Origin of the sequence: Streptomyces sp. NPDC059917 (assembly GCF_042730635.1) — a bacterium.
Lineage (GTDB): Bacteria > Actinomycetota > Actinomycetes > Streptomycetales > Streptomycetaceae > Streptomyces.
This window is the reverse complement of record NZ_JBHWLC010000095.1, coordinates 14,241-28,949: the sequence shown is the minus strand read 5'-3', so window position 1 is coordinate 28,949 and position 14,709 is coordinate 14,241. Positions and strand designations below refer to the sequence as shown.

At 73.8% G+C, this 14,709-nt stretch carries 15 protein-coding genes; 9 read left to right on the top strand and 6 right to left on the bottom strand.

The genetic code is table 11. From position 1 onward, the window contains the following. Positions 1-1,489, bottom strand: a 1,489-nt coding sequence (locus ACFWAR_RS34490; protein WP_385786054.1) for an MFS transporter, incomplete at its 3' end; no start/stop codon positions are given. Between the two features lie 59 nt (positions 1,490-1,548). On the opposite strand from ACFWAR_RS34490, the gene ACFWAR_RS34485 reads away from it, so the two are divergent. From ACFWAR_RS34485 to ACFWAR_RS34465, 5 genes are all read left to right on the top strand, one after another. Further along, positions 1,549-2,076: a winged helix-turn-helix transcriptional regulator gene (locus ACFWAR_RS34485; protein ID WP_385786051.1), complete on the top strand. Its 528-nt coding sequence runs from the start codon at positions 1,549-1,551 to the stop codon at positions 2,074-2,076. Between the two features lie 226 nt (positions 2,077-2,302). After that, positions 2,303-3,664, top strand: a complete 1,362-nt coding sequence (locus tag ACFWAR_RS34480) for an endonuclease domain-containing protein (protein ID WP_385786048.1) — start codon at positions 2,303-2,305, stop codon at positions 3,662-3,664. 59 nt (positions 3,665-3,723) lie between these two features. After that, positions 3,724-4,248 carry a hypothetical protein gene (locus ACFWAR_RS34475; protein ID WP_385786045.1) on the top strand — a complete coding sequence of 175 codons (525 nt, stop codon included), beginning with the start codon at positions 3,724-3,726 and terminating at the stop codon, positions 4,246-4,248. A 151-nt stretch (positions 4,249-4,399) separates the two neighbouring features. Beyond that, positions 4,400-5,503, top strand: coding sequence for an LLM class flavin-dependent oxidoreductase (locus ACFWAR_RS34470; RefSeq protein ID WP_385786060.1), 1,104 nt, complete (start codon positions 4,400-4,402; stop codon positions 5,501-5,503). Next, positions 5,500-6,174 carry a CE1759 family FMN reductase gene (locus tag ACFWAR_RS34465; protein ID WP_385786042.1) on the top strand — a complete coding sequence of 225 codons (675 nt, stop codon included), beginning with the start codon at positions 5,500-5,502 and terminating at the stop codon, positions 6,172-6,174. Before ACFWAR_RS34470 ends, ACFWAR_RS34465 begins: the two co-directional genes overlap by 4 nt. A 37-nt stretch (positions 6,175-6,211) precedes the next feature. On the opposite strand, the gene ACFWAR_RS34460 is transcribed toward ACFWAR_RS34465, so the two are convergent. Next, positions 6,212-7,039: an oxidoreductase gene (locus ACFWAR_RS34460; RefSeq protein WP_385786040.1), complete on the bottom strand. Its 828-nt coding sequence runs from the start codon at positions 7,037-7,039 to the stop codon at positions 6,212-6,214. Positions 7,040-7,164: 125 nt separating this feature from the next. On the opposite strand from ACFWAR_RS34460, the gene ACFWAR_RS34455 reads away from it, so the two are divergent. Beyond that, the gene (locus ACFWAR_RS34455; protein WP_385786038.1) at positions 7,165-7,596 is read left to right on the top strand and encodes a MerR family transcriptional regulator; all 432 of its coding nucleotides are present in this window, start codon (positions 7,165-7,167) and stop codon (positions 7,594-7,596) included. Between the two features lie 49 nt (positions 7,597-7,645). Here ACFWAR_RS34455 and ACFWAR_RS34450 read toward each other — a convergent pair whose 3' ends face one another. Then, on the bottom strand, positions 7,646-8,245 hold the full coding sequence (locus ACFWAR_RS34450) for a TetR/AcrR family transcriptional regulator (protein WP_385786035.1): 600 nt from the start codon (positions 8,243-8,245) through the stop codon (positions 7,646-7,648). A gap of 96 nt (positions 8,246-8,341) precedes the next feature. On the opposite strand from ACFWAR_RS34450, the gene ACFWAR_RS34445 reads away from it, so the two are divergent. The 3 genes from ACFWAR_RS34445 (at position 8,342) to ACFWAR_RS34435 (ending at position 12,811) form a co-directional block, all read left to right on the top strand. Continuing rightward, positions 8,342-8,779 carry a DoxX family protein gene (locus ACFWAR_RS34445; protein WP_385786032.1) on the top strand — a complete coding sequence of 146 codons (438 nt, stop codon included), beginning with the start codon at positions 8,342-8,344 and terminating at the stop codon, positions 8,777-8,779. A gap of 93 nt (positions 8,780-8,872) precedes the next feature. Beyond that, positions 8,873-12,313 (top strand): hypothetical protein, encoded by a 3,441-nt coding sequence (locus ACFWAR_RS34440; protein ID WP_385786029.1) that lies wholly within the window; start codon positions 8,873-8,875, stop codon positions 12,311-12,313. After that, on the top strand, positions 12,314-12,811 hold the full coding sequence (locus tag ACFWAR_RS34435; protein ID WP_385786026.1) for a hypothetical protein: 498 nt from the start codon (positions 12,314-12,316) through the stop codon (positions 12,809-12,811). Between the two features lie 46 nt (positions 12,812-12,857). Here ACFWAR_RS34435 and folK read toward each other — a convergent pair whose 3' ends face one another. The 3 genes from folK to ACFWAR_RS34420 form a co-directional block, all read right to left on the bottom strand. After that, positions 12,858-13,430, bottom strand: a complete 573-nt coding sequence (gene folK, locus ACFWAR_RS34430) for a 2-amino-4-hydroxy-6-hydroxymethyldihydropteridine diphosphokinase (protein WP_385786023.1) — start codon at positions 13,428-13,430, stop codon at positions 12,858-12,860. Between the two features lie 168 nt (positions 13,431-13,598). Continuing rightward, positions 13,599-14,273: a DUF4230 domain-containing protein gene (locus ACFWAR_RS34425; protein ID WP_385786020.1), complete on the bottom strand. Its 675-nt coding sequence runs from the start codon at positions 14,271-14,273 to the stop codon at positions 13,599-13,601. A 90-nt stretch (positions 14,274-14,363) separates the two neighbouring features. Next, entirely contained in the window at positions 14,364-14,690 is a 327-nt protein-coding gene (locus ACFWAR_RS34420) for a YkvA family protein (RefSeq protein ID WP_385786017.1), read from the bottom strand. Positions 14,691-14,709 lie beyond the last annotated feature (19 nt).

The window sequence follows — 14,709 nt, the reverse complement described above, 5'->3', positions numbered from 1 at the left end:
GCCCCGGCGGCGGCGCCCCCCCCCCTCCCCGGGGGGCGCGGGCCCGCGGGGTGTGCGGGGGGCGGGGGGGGGCCGCCCCCCCCGGGGGGGGGGGCGCCACGGCCGGTCGCGGCTCGCGGACCAGCGGGAGCGTCGCGCACGCGGCGAGCAGGGAGGCCGCGGCGACGGCGTACCAGCCGTGCCGGAAGGCGGTGACGACGTGTGCGGGGGTCGGGGTGCCGAGGAGGCCGATCAGGACCGCCACGCCGAGGACCGCACCGATCTGGCGGCCCATCGAGGTGATGGCCGAGCCGGTGGCGAAGCGGGCCGGCGCCAGCGCGGCCGCCGACGCTCCGGTCAGGACCGGGAGCGTCATGCCGACGCCGAGGCCGGTCAGCAGCATGCCGGGCAGGAGCGAGGTCGCGTAGGCCGAGCCGGTGTCGAGCGCGGCGGCCCACCACAGGATGCCGGCGGCGAACAGCACGGTTCCCGCCAGCGCGACGCGACCCGCGCCGAACCGCGCCACGGCCGGTCCGATCCGCAGGGCGACCGGCGGCACCAGCAAGGGCCCCGGCGCGATGGCGAGTCCGGTGCGCAGGGCGGAGTAACCCCATACGCCCTGGCACCACAGCACCGCGCCGAGCAGCATGCCGGCGAAGGCCACGGTGAAGAGCGTCAGGGCGGCCGCGGCGGACGCGAACGCCGGTACCCGCAGCAGGGGCAGCTCGACGATCGGCGCGGGGTGGCCCGCCGAGCGCAGGACGAACCAGACGCCGAGCAGCGCCGCGGCCGCCAGGCCGCCGAGGGTGGCGGCGCTGGTCCATCCCCAGTCGGGAGCCTTGACCAGGCCCAGCGCGAGCGTGGCGATCGATCCGGTGAGGAGGGCGGCGCCGAACAGGTCGGGCAGCGGGCTCTTGACCGCCCCGGCGCGTCCCGGGGACGGCAGTACCTTGACGCCGAGCGCGATCGCCGCGATCCCCACCGGCACGTTGACGAGGAACACCCAACGCCATCCGGCCTCGACGAGCAGTCCGCCGGCCACCGGCCCGAGTCCGGCGGCGATCCCGCCGATGGACGCCCAGGCCCGCACCGCTCCCGCGCGCTTCTCGGGCGCCGTCGTGTCGAGCAGCAGCGCGAGCGAGGTGGGCATCAGCAGCGCGGCACCGGCGGCCTGTACGAGCCGCGCCGCGACCAGCGTCCCGACGCCGGGAGCGAGCGCGCAGCCGACCGAGGCGAGGGTGAACACCGCCAGTCCGGTCAGGAAGACCGGCTTGTGCCCGGAGCGGTCGGCGACGCGGCCGGCGACCACCAGGAGCGCCGCGAAGACGATCGCGTAGCCGTTCAGGACCCAGGAGAGGGAGCCGAGGTCGCTGTCGCCGTACGAGCGGCCGATCGCCGGGAGGGCCACGTTGACGATGAAGAGGTCGAGGTTCGACATGAAGACCGCGGCCGCGACCGTCGCGAAGACGGCGCGTGATCCACGTTGTGGGTTTGAAATTCCAACTGTCATGGGCCGGAGGCTAGCCGGGTGAGTTTGAAAACGCAACGGAGTGGGGGGATGATGGGGACGTGACCTCGAATGCGAAGCAGGGCGAGAACGCGGTTCCGCACCCCGAAGTACCCGGTCGACCGTGCTCCGTGGCCGCCGCGCTGCAACTCATCGGCGAACGCTGGGCCCTGCTGGCGGTCCGCGAGATCTTCTACGGCAACCAGCGCTTCGACCGGATCGTCCGCAACACCGGCGCCCCCCGCGACCGCCTCGCCGCCCGACTGCGCGCGCTGGAGGAGGCGGGCGTGGTCGAGCGCCGCGCCTACAGCGAGCGCCCCCCGCGCTTCGAGTACCACCTCACGGAGGCCGGCCGCGATCTCGCTCCGGTGATGCGGGCGATGCTGACCTGGGGCGATCGCTGGGCGGTGGACACGCCACCGGTCGCCCTCCGGCACCGCGGCGGACCCGGCTCCGCGCACGAGGCCGAGCACGACCTCGACCCGGCGTCGACGTGCCGCACCTGCGGCGAGGAGGTCGCGCCGGGAAGCCTCGCGCTCGACGTACGGGCGCCCGGATGGGACCGGGCCGGACCGACCGAGGGCTCCTGAGCCGAGCGGCGATCGTCGACCCGGGCGCGCTCCCAAGGGCCGCCGGGCCTTAGGGGGTGTCTGACGGATGTCCGTGGCGTCGCGGCGCCCGGCACGCACTCTCGCCGCACCGACCGAAAACCCGAGTACGTCCAGTACGCGGGCTTCCGGTCGGCACGCCGAGAGCACGCACCGGACACCGCTCCTTCCCCATGGACATCCGTCAGACACCCCCTAGCCTGTTGGCATGCCGGAGCCTGTCGTCCCGGGCCGCGCGGGCGGCCGGATCACCCTGAACGCCGCGGACGCCCTGTGGGCCGACCTGACGGCCGACAGCGCCGTACCGACGGCCTCCGAGGTGTTCACCCGCCCCGCCGCCCGTGGCCGAGCGGGGTACGTCCTGCTCGGCTGCCGCGTGGTCGCGATGGACGGGGAGAGCGGCGGCCGGCGGAGCGTCGCGGAGGCGGAGGTGCGCCGCGCGGCAGCGGAGATGAACGCGGTCGAGCTGGACCGCCGGGACCTGGTCCGCATCGGTCCCTTCCGTGGCGCGCCGCGGCGGGAGCCCGGCGGGGGAACCGCGCCGCGATGGCGCGAGCGCATCATGGCGGAGCTGCGGAGCCCGCGCTCCCCGGCGGAGTCGGGCGCCCCGTGGGGGGCGGCGCCGGACGGGTACGGCGGCCGGCCGGCCGAGCCGGCGGGGATCGACTGGCGGCGGATGCTCGTGGCGAAGTCCGACGACCGCGCCGTGCGGACCTGGTGGCTGCCGCGCGCCCTGGTCCGACTGCTCGACGCGGCCGAACACGCCGAAGCGCGCTGGCTGGACGCCGAACGGACCCGCCGGGCGGGCGCGGCGGTCACCGCACCGCCCCCGCGCCACCGGCCCCGATCCGCCGACGACCCGGGGACGCCGGGCGGCGACGGGCCGCTGCTCCCGTCGCGCCCGTACGCGGGGGAGTGGGACGGTCAGCTGTACTCGGTCCTGAGCAGGAGGGCCGGTACCGCCCGCAAGGTGGCCGGATGGGCGTGCGCCGTCTGCCGCACCGCCCCCGCCACCGTGCTCGACCACTGCCACGAACACGGCTACGTCCGCGCCCCCGTGTGCCAGTCCTGCAACACCCGCGAACGCCCGGACCACCTGTACCGCAACGACGTCCGCGTCGCCGACCACTACACCCGCCTCTTCGACACCCACGCCGCCGATTGGCTCCGCCACTGGCACCGCTGTCCCGGCTGCCGCACCCGCACCACCCTGCCGCTGCCGCACCTCGCCGCATGGACCGCGCACACGGCCTGCCGGACCCTGCGTCCGACCCACCGCGCCCCCCGCGGCCGCCAACCCTGCGGCGTGCTGCGCGCGTACTGGAGCGGCAGCCACCGCGCGCCCCGCTCCTGCCTGCTCAGCGTCGCCGTCGACTTCTGCCCCTCCGGCGAACACCGCCTCCTGGCGCAGATGCCCTACCGCGAAGCCGTCGAACGCTTCGGTGCCTGGCTGGCCGAGACCGCCCCCACCGTGGCCGCCGCGGCCGGACCGGAACGCCTGGACGACCTCCCCGTCCGGTCCCGGCCGGTCGTCGTCGACACCGGCGGCGAGGGCCTGGCACTCTTCTGACCGGCCAGTATCGAGGAAGCGGTGGCTCTCGTGGGGTCGCCTCCGCGAGACTGCTCGACATGCTCGACGCGTCCGACAGCGCCCTGGTCGTCGCCGCCCTCACCGGTGCGACGGCCATCGTGGCCAGTTCGCTGGCGAGTTGGCTGACCAGCAGGGGCAACGCCCACGCCGCGCGGATCCAGGTCGAGGCCACGACCGCGGCCCAGCGCCGCGGCGGCATCCGGCAGAGCAGGCGGGCCGTCTATCTGGCCACGATCGAGCAGGCCCACACCGTCGCCGACGGGCTCCGCGGGGTCGACGGCCTGTCGACCGGCGAGTCGGACGCCGCACTGGCCGCTCACCGCGAGCGGCACCAGCAGTTGCGGCGCGCGGTGACCTCGGTCGATCTGGAGGGGCCTGCCGCCGTCAGGGTCGCGGCATCGAACCTGTTGATCATGTCGGGGACGCTCTCCACGGCCTTGGCGGCCGTGGTCGAGAACCCGTGCAGGGAGAACCGTCGCGAGTTCCAGCGGACGCTGCGCGCCTTCATCCGGCTGATCGGCCCGTTCGTCCAGGCGGCCGCCGCGGTGCTGGACGAGACGTAGGCGCGCGGCGCCGCGGACCCGCGCGGCCCCCGGCAGGTCACCCCCACGGGTCCGCCGGGAATACACCGGCCGGGCCTCCCGTTGGAGCACATGGTTGAAAAAGAAACAATCATGGAGAGGGAGCCAGGAAGACATGGGAGCCACGGGAGCCATGCAGTTCGGGATCTTCACCGTCGGTGACGTCACGGTCGATCCGACGACCGGACGCGCGCCCAGCGAGCACGAGCGCATCAAGGCCATGCTCGCCATCGCGCAGAAGGCCGAAGAGGTCGGACTCGACGTCTTCGCCACCGGCGAGCACCACAATCCGCCGTTCGTCCCCTCCTCGCCGACGACCCTGCTCGGCTACATCGGCGCGCGCACCGAGTCCCTGATCCTGTCCACGTCGACGACGCTGATCACCACCAACGACCCGGTGAAGATCGCCGAGGACTTCGCGATGCTCCAGCACGTCACGGACGGCCGCGTCGACGTGATGATGGGCCGCGGCAACACCGGCCCGGTCTACCCGTGGTTCGGCAAGGACATCCGCGACGGCATCGACCTCGCCATCGAGAACTACGCGCTGCTGCGTCGGCTGTGGGACGAGGACGTCGTCACCTGGAAGGGCAAGTTCCGCACACCGCTGCAGTCCTTCACCTCCACCCCTCGCCCACTGGACGGCGTGGCGCCCTTCGTGTGGCACGGCTCCATCCGCTCGCCGGAGATCGCCGAGCAGGCCGCCTACTACGGCGACGGCTTCTTCCACAACAACATCTTCTGGCCCGCCTCCCACACCCGGCAGATGGTGGACCTGTACCGCCGGCGCTACGCCCACTACGGGCACGGCACCCCCGAACAGGCCGTCGTCGGACTCGGCGGCCAGGTGTTCATGCGCAGGAACTCGCAGGACGCGGTGCGCGAGTTCCGCCCGTACTTCGACAACGCGCCGGTGTACGGTCACGGCCCGTCCCTGGAGGAGTTCACCTCCCAGACGCCCCTGACCGTCGGATCGCCGCAGCAGGTCATCGAGCGCACCCTGTCCTTCCGGGACTACGCCGGTGACTACCAGCGCCAGCTCTTCCTCATGGACCACGCGGGCCTGCCCCTCAAGACCGTCCTGGAGCAGCTCGACCTGCTCGGCGAGGAAGTCGTGCCGGTGCTGCGCAAGGAGTTCGCGAGCCTGCGCGCGGCCGGTGTGCCGGACGCGCCGACGCATTCCGCCCGCGTGGCGGCGGTCCAGAGCGCCCCGGTGAACGAGACGGAGGCATCATGAAGCTCGTCGTCGTGACCGCGGGCCTGAGCACCCCCTCCTCCACGCGCCTGCTGGCCGACCGCCTCGCGGCGGCGACCGTGGCGCACCGGGACGCCGGGGAAGATGCGATCCAGCTGGTGGAGCCGCTGGAGCTGAGGGAACTGGCGACGGAGATCGGCCGGCACCTCGTCACGGGGTTCCCGCCCGCGCGACTGGCCGCCGCGCTCGACGCGGTGGCCGCCGCGGACGGTCTGATCGCCGTGACACCGGTCTTCGCCGCCTCCTACAGCGGCCTGTTCAAGTCGTTCTTCGACCTCATCGACAAGGACGCCCTGACCGGGAAACCGGTGCTCCTCGGAGCGACCGGCGGTTCGCCCCGGCACTCGCTGGTCACCGAACACGCCCTGCGCCCGCTGTTCAGCTACCTGCGCGCCCTCGTCACGCCCACCGCCGTGTACGCGGCCTCGGAGGACTGGGGCGACGCGGGACTGGAGCACCGCATCGCCCGGGCGGGCGCGGAGCTGGCCCGGTCCATGGCATCTGCCGCATCCGCCGCACCCGCCACCACCCTCTCCACCCGCGCCGCGATCGCTCCCCGTTCGTTGACGGGATCGATCACCTCGGTGGACCCGGCGGACGGCTTCCAGGTGATCCCGTTCGAAGAGCGCCTGGCCGCGCTGCGGTCCGAGTAGGGGAGTCCCTTCGACCGCTGCCGTCGGGCACGGCCCCTCAGATCCCGGTGGAGAGGGCCACGTGGCGCCACCGGTCGAGCTCGCTCCGCACCAGATCCAGCTTCGCCTCGACGCGCTCGACCGCGTCCGCACCCAGTTGCAGGCGCAGCGGAGGCGCGGCGACCTCGGTGATGTCGACGATGGCCCGCGCCGCCTTCACCGGATCGCCCGGCTGGTGGCCGTCGTTCTCGGCCAGCGCCTCGCGCACCGGCCCCGCGCCGGCGACGTAGTCGGGGATGGAGGCCGGTTCGACCCGCATGCTGGAGCTGCTGAGGAAGTCGGTGCGGAACCCGCCCGGTTCCACGATCGTGACGTGGACGCCGAGCGGCGCCAACTCGCCGTGCAGCGCCTCGGAGACGCCCTCGAGGGCGAACTTCGAGGCGCCGTACAGGCCCGCCGCCGGAGCGGTGGCGAAGCCGCCCACGGAGCCGATGTTCAGGACGTGGCCGGAGCGCTGGGCGCGCAAGGTCGGCAGCGTCGCCCGCAAGGTGTTGAGCACGCCGAAGACGTTGACGTCGAACAGTGCTCGGGCCGCCTCGTCGGAGATCTCCTCGATCGCGCCGATGAGGCCGTAACCGGCGTTGTTGGCCACGACGTCGATCCGGCCGAACCTCTCCAGACCCGCCTCCACCGCCGCCGTCAGCTGCTCCGGCTCGGTGACGTCCGCGTCCACCGCCAGCAGTCCCGCACGCCCCTGGGGGTACGCCCGGCGCACCGCGGCGGCGTCCCTCGCCGTGGCGATCACGCCGTGCCCCCGGTCCAGTGCCTCCCGGGTGATCTGGGCGCCGAGCCCGCGCGACGCCCCGGTGACGAACCACACGCTCATGTTCTCCCCTGTTTCCCTGTTCCGCTGTTCCCCGTGCCGCCGTTTCCGGACCCGACGGGCCGATGACCAGACGCTAGAACCTAGAGTCGGGTCTAGATCAACAGGCAGGTGGGGAAGGGGGGCTCGTGGACCTGAGCATCGGTGAGGTGGCGCGGCGCAGTGGACTGAGCGTGCACGCGCTGCGGTTCTACGAGCGGGAGGGCCTGTTCGCCAATCCCGTGCGCCGCCTGTCCAACGGCCGCCGGGTCTACCACGAGGAGGACCTGGAGTGGCTGGCCATCTGTACGAAGCTGCGCTCCTCCGGCATGTCCCTCGCGGTGATCCGGCAGTACATCGACCTGGCCCGGCAGGGCCCGGGCAACGAACACCAGCGCCTCCAACTGCTGCGCAGGCACGAGGCCCACGTGGAGGCGCAGATGCGCGAGCTGCAGGGCACCCTGGACGTGATGCGGTACAAGGTGCGCGTCTACGAGGAGCACCTCGCCCGCGGCGAGGCCGACCGGCTCTGGAATCCCTCCCCCTCGGACGCCGGGCAGGACGGCCCCGCCGATCGGTAGGGTGGACGGCTCGGCGGCCGCGACCGGCCCTGGCTCGAAACGGCGTGCCTCAGCGCACGAGGAACCTGGTGACCTGCCGCGCCACGGCCTCCGGGTCGGCGTCCGGCGGTAGCGGGAGCGTGTCGCTGAGCCGCAGCGCCGTGAATCCGTGCACGAGGGACCAGGCCGCCAGCGTCGCGATCTGGGGGTCCCCGTCCCCGGCATGTGCGGTCAGGAGGGCGGCGCCGCGGCGCAGTGACTCGCCCGCGCGGGCCCGGGCGGCGGTCAGTTCGGCGGAGTCCGGGTGGCACAGACCGGGTTGGAACATCACCTCGAAGTGCCCGCGGTGGGTCAGCCCGAACCGTACGTAGGCGACGCCGACTTCGGCGAAGTCGCCGGTCCGTCGCCAGGTGGCGTCGAGCGCGTCGGCGAAGAGGTCGAACCCTTCGACGGCCACCGCGGTGAGCAGGCCGGCCTTGTCGCCGAAGTGGTGGGCGGGCGCGGCGTGGGAGACCCCGGCCCGGCGGGCCAGGTCGCGCAGGCTGACCGCGGAGGCGCCGGTTTCCTCGATGGCCTCGACGGCTGCGGTCAGGAGCGCGCGGCGGAGATCGCCGTGGTGGTAGCTCTGGCGCTCCGCGGCGGGGCGGGACGCGGGGGAGGGGGTCGTCATGGGGCCAGCCTACCTGGATCTAGGCATTGACAGGATGGTGGCGATGAGTGAATCTTTCCAGTGTCAAGTTCTGGACATGCGAAGGATGGACACGCAATGGCTCCCGTGATCGTGCTCGTCATCGGTTGGATCCTGGCCCGCCTCGCCGGATTGCTCGGCCTCTCCGCCCTGGACGGCTGGCAGCCCGCGCTCTGCGTCGCGTTGGCCCTGATGTTCACGCTCACCGGAGTCGCCCACTTCACCGGGCGCCGAGCCGAGATGATCGCGATGGTCCCGCCCGCGCTGCCCCGGGCGGACCTCCTGGTCACGGTCACGGGACTCCTCGAACTGGCCGGAGCGGGCGGCCTGTTGATCCCCGTCCTGCGCCCCCTGGCCGCGATCGGACTCACGGTCATGCTGCTGGCGATGTTCCCCGCCAACGTCCACGCCGCCCGCTCCGGACTCACCCTCGACGGAAAGCCCGTCATGGCACTGGTCCCCCGCACGCTCCTCCAGGTGGTCTTCGTGTCGGCCTGCGTCCTCGCCGCGCTCTGACCTCCGCGACCGTGCGGCGGGACCCGGGTCGCCCGGCGGCGTCACCGGTTGCGGACCCTTCCCTCGCGGAGAGTGAGCACGTACCGTGAAGGGGTGCGATGCAGCCGTTGTGGGGCGGAGATCGACACCGCGAGCCTGCTGCTGATACGGGACCACGACGTCGCGAGGACGGTCCAACTGTTCGGCGGGGAGCTGGACTTCCTGCGCTGCGCCACCGGATGCCGCACGACCGTACCCGCCAAGGTCTTCTACTGGGCGTCCACCGAGCAGAGCCTGATCCGCTCGCACGGGGCGGGCGGGACCGCCGCGCCCGACGCCCTGCGCGCGACGCCGCACGAGAGTCTCCTCGCCGCCTCGCCCGCCCACTTCAAGCACCTGGTCGGCGCGCTGCTGCGGCTGCGGATCGAGGCGGTGCTCGGGTGGTTCACGGAGGTCGACCAGGCGGTGCTCGACCGACGTTGGCGGGAGCTGACCGGGGCGGTGTACTGCGCGCTCGCGGTCGCCGCGGCCGGGGCGCTCCCGCTGGTCGGGGTCGACCCGGACGAGGGGGTCGCGGTCCTGGGCTCCTGCCAGGCGCGGACGTGGCAGAACCTCTGCGCGGCGTGGGCCCTCCGGGCGCGCGGGCTGCCGAGGACCTTCGACGAGGACCTGCGCACGTACGTGGACGGGTCACCGCCCATCGGCGACGCGCTCGGCCGGTTCTCCACCGCCGTCGCCGCCGTCGCGCGGACCGGGGCCAAGGGCGAGCGCGAATGGTTCTACTGCGCCCGGGCCGTCGAGGCCGTCCTGCACCACCGGGCGGGTCTGGCGAACCCGGCCTCCCTCGACTGGGCGATGGAGTACATGAGCCTGGAAATGCGGGTGAAACGGGCCTGGTTCGGTACGTCGCCCACCGAACGGCTGCGGCTGAGCGAGGAACACCTGCGCCCCACCCTGTCGGCCTTCGACCTCGGCCGCCTCATCGAGCTCGAGAAGGGGCTCCGCATCGACGCGTTCCAGCGGCGGCCCCGCCGGGTCGGCAGGAAGTGGGTCAGGACGGAGGAGCGCATCGAGCGGGCGGCGGTCAGGGCGGGCCACCCGAACCTCGCCGCACGGCTCGCCGACCACATCTCCATCCGATTTCCCGAGAACGAGGTCGGCGTCGCCCTGGCCGGAATGATCGACGCGCTCGGAGTCGAATCCCTGGCCATGATGCGCTCCCAGATCTACTCGGGACTGGCCCACCACGGCACGGACGCGGACTTCGATCTGGTGCACGCGGCCCTGGAGCGCAAGACCGGGTCGTTGAACGCCACGGTGCTCCTGGGCGAGGCGCTGATCAGCGCGCGGAACGCGGCGGGCGCCCTGCGCATACTGGAACGCGTGCGGGACCTCGAACCGGCAGAGGACTTCCGCCGGTCGGACCTGTCCGACGTCCGCGCCCTCGCACTGGCCCTCACCGGCCGCACCGAGGAGGCGCTCGCGGAGATCGGCGAACAGGACGCCTGGTCCACACCCGATCGCTGGCTCACCGCGGCCCACCCGTTCCCGCACAAGCACGTGATCGCCACCGCCGTCGTGCTCCGCGAACGCGGTCGGGTCGACCGGGCCCTGGCCCTCCTGGAGCCGCAGTGGGCGAAGCTGCGGCCCAGCCTGCGCCCGTACGTCGCCGTGGAGCTGGCACCGGCGTACTTCACCACCGGCAGGTTCGGTGACGCCGTGACACTGCTGAGGCAAGCCCTGGCCCACGCGCTCGAATTCTCCTCCCTGGTCACTCCGGTCGTCCGGGCGCAGCTCCAGTACGCGCTCCTGCGCGACGACGGGGAACCCGACGAGGAACTGTGGGACCTGCCGCTGAACGCGCTCGACATCCGCGGGCCGGGGGAGGTCACCCACCTCGGAGCCGTCCCCTACAGCCCCGTCGCGGACCTCTACGCCGCGATGGCCAGGCTGGAGCAGCTGCGACGCGGAGCCCCGGGGGCCGCAGCCCTCGACGGGCTGCCGGACCTGCGCGCGCGGGCGGCCGCCCGCGGCGACTGCTTCGTGCACCTCCAGGCCACCCGGGTGGCGGCGCTCGCCGGGGAGGTCCGGCGCGGCGCCCCCGACGCGCGGGCCCCCGACTGGGCAGCCCTCGAACGGCTGGCCGTCGAGCAGTACCGGGTCGATCCGCCGGTCGAGTGCTTCGTGCGCCCCGCGTTGGCCGCGGTCTCGGCCGGGGCGCACCAGGACGCCCTCGCACTCGTGCGCAAGGCCGACCGGCTCGTCGGCCGGGCGATGGCGGGGTTCGCCGACTTCGAGCAGGCCGCCGGTGTGGAGGCGGCGTACCCCGGTGACCTGCGGGAGATCCAGGGCGCGCTCCTGGACGGCGAGGGGTGCGGAGAACTGCGGCGGACGGTGGAGGAGCTGTGGCGGGACCCGGCGCGACGGTTGCTCGGCGCGGGCGCCTCCGCCGGCTCCCGTGCCCACGGGGCCGGTGGCCCGTTCGCCGACGACCGGGCGCTCACCGCCTTCTGCGACCGGACGGGCCTCGCCCGCACCGCCGTCCTCGAACAGGTCGAGCACGGATCCGACCGGCGGTCGCTGGTCCTGACCCTGATCGAGGCCGGCCGGACGCCGGTCGCGGAGGTCGTGATGGCCCTGGACGACCTCGGTCCGCTCGCCGCCCGGCTGGGCACCCGCATCGCCAACTGGACCCCGAGCCGTCCCGGTGACCCCCTCGACGTCCCGCAGTGGCGGACGTTCACCAGCGCGCTCCGCACCGTGCTCCGCGAACGGCTCGGCTCCGCCGACCACGTCGTCGTCATCGAGTCGCCGCAGTTGTACCGGCTGCCCTGGCACCTCGCCCTCGGCCCCTCCTGGACGTGCTCCTACGCGCCGAGCTGGGGATCGCTCATGCTGCGGCCGGACGCCGCGGTCGCACGCCCGGCCGTCGGCGCGGTGTGCGCACCCCGCTTCGGCGAATCCCCGCCCGTCGCGGCGGCGCTGACGGCGTCCCTGGTCGCGAGCCGGGCGGAGGCCGCCGCGGCCGAACTCGCCTTCGCCTCGGCGGACCGGGAGCGGGCGGACGCCGCCGCGCTCGTCCGCATCCTCGAAGGCTGCGACCTCTGCACACTGCTCTGCCACGGCCTGGTCGACACCGGAAGCGCCTCGGTCTCGCTCCTGCTCGCGTCCGAGGGGCGGCTCCCGCCCGGTGACTCCCTGGCCGCCGCCCGTTCCGGCCCCGCCCACCGGTTCGACTGGCGGTCCGCGACGGCCGTGGCCCGCTCGCCCCGCGCCATCTTCTCCGCGGCGTGCTCGAGCGGGCTCAACCACACCCGCGGCGGTCAGCAGGTCGGGCTGTTCAGCGCGCTCCGCCACCGCGGCCTGCGCACCCTGGTCGCGCCGCGCTGGGACATCCTCGCCGAGCAGGTGTTGCCGGTCCTCGACCGCTGCCGCGCCCTCGTGCTGTCCGGCAGCCCACCGGGCGCCGCCCTGCGCACGTCCTGTCTGGAAGCGGAACGGTCCGGCGTGCCCGCCTGGATCGCTTGGTCGATGGCCCTGGAAGGTGACTGGTAGATGACCCGGACCTTGACGTCGGCGTTGGCGGAGCGGGAAGTGGACCCGGACACCGTCCACCACACCCTGCGCTACTACCTCAGCGAACGGCTGGACGACCCGACCACGGAAGAGATGCGCGCCGAACTCGCCCGGGGCTGGGGCCCGGACTTCGCGGCCGACCTGGACCGGCTCGCCGCCGACCCGCTGCTCCTGGAGAACGCGGCGCTCCTCGTCCTGTCGGGTGCCTGGGACGAGCCGGACCAACCCGAGCGGATCCTCCAGATCGCCGCCGACGCCAAGGCCAAACTCCCCGTCATCGAGATCGGGATCATCAGCGTCGCCGCCATGTACGGCCTCTACCTGCTGCGCACCGGCGGCATCAAGCGCAGCCGGCGCACCACCATCCGGCGCGGGGACGGCTCGTTCGAGGAGCGGGAAACGGTCGACTACGCCGACCCGCTCGGCCCGATCGCCGCGCTCGCGCGCTTCCTCGGTCGCGTGCAGCCGCCTCCGTGACGCCCGCCCCGCCGGGTGGCGGTGGCGAACGGCGCCGCGGGTCCGGTCAGTCCGGCAGGCTCAGGAAGAGGTCGCGGCGCGGTACGACGCCCGCCGAGCCCCGCGCCGCGAGCAGTTCCCCGACCGGCCCGTGGCCGGGCAGCAGCGCCGCCGGGTCCATGCAGAACCAGGGCACGAGCACCCGCGGGCTGCGGTGCGCGGCCGGGTGGGGCAGCGGCGGGCCGGGTTCGGCGCGGACCCGGCCGTCGTAGGAGACGAGGTCGACGTCGATCTCCCGCTGCCCCGGCCGGGCGCCGACGCCGTCGTGCCGGAAGGCCTCCTCGACCGCCCGGCCGCGTTCCACCAGCGCGGCGGGGACCAGCGCGGTCCGTACGACGACGATCGCGTGCAAGTACGGGGCGGGCGCACCCGGCGTCGTCGGCGTCGACGGCGCGGACTCGCAGACGGGCGAGAGGGCCGTCACCTCCAGCCCCGGGGTGTCCCCGAGGGCGTCCACGGCGGCCTGCAGACTCGCCAGCCGGTGGCCCGCGTTCGCGCCCAGCGCGATGACCGCCGTACAGGGAGTGCCGAATACGGGGGACGCGGGTCCGCTCGGGGTGTGCGCGAGGTCGTGGGACATGTGTGACTCCGTGGAGAAGGGTGGTGCTCCGATCCTCCACGGGCAGGGCGGTCGGGCGAACTCACCCAACGGCCACTCCGCGTCGCCGAAAGAGGGCGTTCCTTCCCCACGCCCCGCGATCCGTGCTCCTCCTGTGCCGATCGACGTCGCGGGCCGCCCCCGCTCGCGTCAGGCGAAGGTGACCGTGACCGTGGTGAAGCCCAGGGAGCGCAGCATCCCTTCGAGCATCGCGGCCGTGTTGTGTTCGGCGCGCTGTTCCAGCCCGCTCGCCTTGGCCGCCTCGCCGATGCGCTGCACGGCGACCTTCTGCACCGCCTGTTCGCCCGAAGGGTTGTCCGAGAAGAAGTCGCCGAGCCGGTCGAGCAGGCCGCGCTGCTTGGAGACCGCGTACGAACGCGCCGGGTCCAGCGCCGCGGTGCCCAGCCTGGCGTGCGGCAGCCGCAGCGAGGCCGTGGTCCGGTCCGCGTCCACCGTGACGGCCTGTGGGCCGAGCCCGCCCATCTCGACGTACGCCGACACGGAGCCGGCGCCCACGTACAGGGTGCGGGTGCCGCGGATGCCGTCGGGGAGGAACGGTGCGTCGTGTTCCAGGTCCACCACGACCTGGTAGTCGCCCGCCGCGCCCTCGAACCGGCTCAGGTCGCGCAGGGACTTGAGCACGGCCGGGCCGGTCCGGTCGTGGGTGCGCGTGCCGAAGAGGTCTCCCAGGCCCGGCACGGGGAGGAAGCGGAACACGAGGACCAGCGTGGCGGCCGTCACGACGAGGGCGACGGCGATCCGGCCGACCGTGCGGGCCGTGCGGGACCGGTGATCCGGGGCGACGTGCGTCTCCTTGGTGTCCATGCCCACCGGATTCCCCGTCGATCCATGGTCACGCGCGCGCGGCGCGCGGGGTGTGGCGGTTCTTCGTCCGGGAGCCCGACGCTCGCGTGGTCAAGGTCCGCTCTTGGGGTGAGCGGCCGGGGCGGGGCCCACCGGCGGGCGCGGTCGGTCGGGGATCCGCGCGGCCGCCGCGTGCAGGGAGCGCAGGGCGAGCAGCAACACCCCGATGTCGTCCAGGTACACGGGGTCCGGGATCAGGTCCACGGGCGAGATCGTGTACACGACGGCGACCCAGAACAGGGCCTTGTCGCGCAGCGGGATCCCGGCGTCGAGCAGCAGCCGCCGCGCCGCGAAGACGCGCACCAGCAACACGGCGGCGCCGACGGCGAGGGCGGCGGCGACCACGGCGGCCAGGATGAGCCAGGCTTTTGTGTCCATGGCACCCGTATACCCGGTC